This is a genomic window from Brasilonema bromeliae SPC951, from assembly GCF_012912135.1.
In the GTDB taxonomy this organism is placed as follows: Bacteria; Cyanobacteriota; Cyanobacteriia; order Cyanobacteriales; family Nostocaceae; genus Brasilonema; species Brasilonema bromeliae.
Genome location: NZ_QMEB01000146.1, coordinates 14,822 through 16,177, shown reverse-complemented (window position 1 = coordinate 16,177; position 1,356 = coordinate 14,822). Strand labels below are relative to the sequence as shown.

Here is a 1,356-nt window from a genome sequence, read left to right as displayed (position 1 = left end):
GAATCACAACTAATCCACCGGACATGATATCACAAGGGTTTGGGATTGCTTCGTTCCACTGCGTTCCACTCGCAATGACATAGTTATGTTCAATTATATTCTCCTACTTAAAGAGGTTTCTCAATTATATATTGCTGTCCACGTAGCACATTCACCGCCTGCTGGATGCCCTCCCGATTCAAAGGAAACATCGGCACATGGCGTGCAATCTGGGCGGCGGTGTTATCTTTCCAATATGACTTAGGCAGGGGATTGAGCCAAACATAGTTTAAAGTATAAGCGCGGAGTGCTTTGATAAAAGAGATGGTATCTAACAGACGCACGACATTGTAGTATTTACGCACAGCACCAGCATCACTCATCATCACCACGAATGCATCACTGGCATGTTTCTGGAGAACTTCCTCCAACGCAATAGGAGAGAGCAAATCAGAATCTTCGTAGAGATAACCTGTTTTGAGGGGAGTTATCTCAGGCAAAATGGAATCAAGAACTGGAAAGAGTTCTTTGCCCAGAGGTTCTAGCACTTGCTCATCCGCTCCTTCAGCAGGAACGTTGTGAAAGTAATAAATTGCTGTCTCTTCCAATCTCCCTGCTAGTTGAATTGCTGTGCAAACTTCTTCACAAAAGCGATGGAAAGGAGTCATGGAACCCTGACGATCCACAAGCAAAAGTAACCGCGCAACGTTGCGGTGTCTCGGTTTTAACACAACAGAAGCTGTAACTCCCTGTTGACAACGACGCGCAATTGTGAGTTCAACATCCAGTTCTGTTGCTGGTCCCACCCGCACGGGACGCCGTAACCGCCGCCAAGTTTGAGCGACTTCTCGATAGGTTAATGGGAACTGCGGTACAAAGATAAACCGACGTTCCGAAAGTTGCACATCTTTCAAAGAAATGGGAGGTAAGCCGCTACAAGATTCGGTTACAATCTCGTCATGCTCTTGATGCTCCGGAACGTTTTGATGCTGCTCTTTGTTTGATGAGTGTGTGGCATCAAAATCTTTTTCCACTTGCACAGAAGACAATTGCCAATCTTCGTTCTTTGGTGCAAGTTGGTTAAACAGCGCAGTGAGAATTTCCTGCTCTTGGCGCGACTTCGCCCAGAGGGAATTGCACAAATCCCGCAGTGCTTCTTGTGATGTCCAACCGAACCCAGCTTGCAAGGACTGTCGCAGCGTTTCATAATCATCAGGTGTGAGTGGAAACCCACGACGGCGTAGCTTTTGAAATAACTCCCAGAGAAACGCGGGTAACTTGGGTTGCTTCGTTTCATAATCATCTGGTGTGAGTGGAAACAAACGACGGCGTAGCTTTTGAAATAACTCCCAGAGAAACGCGGGTAACTTGGGTTGC

General features: G+C 46.8%; 1 protein-coding gene. It reads right to left on the bottom strand.

Annotated features, from left to right (window positions below):
- Positions 1 to 107: 107 nt before the first annotated feature.
- Positions 108 to 1,356: hypothetical protein (locus DP116_RS17990; protein WP_211173353.1), on the bottom strand; the 1,249-nt coding region annotated here is incomplete at its 5' end.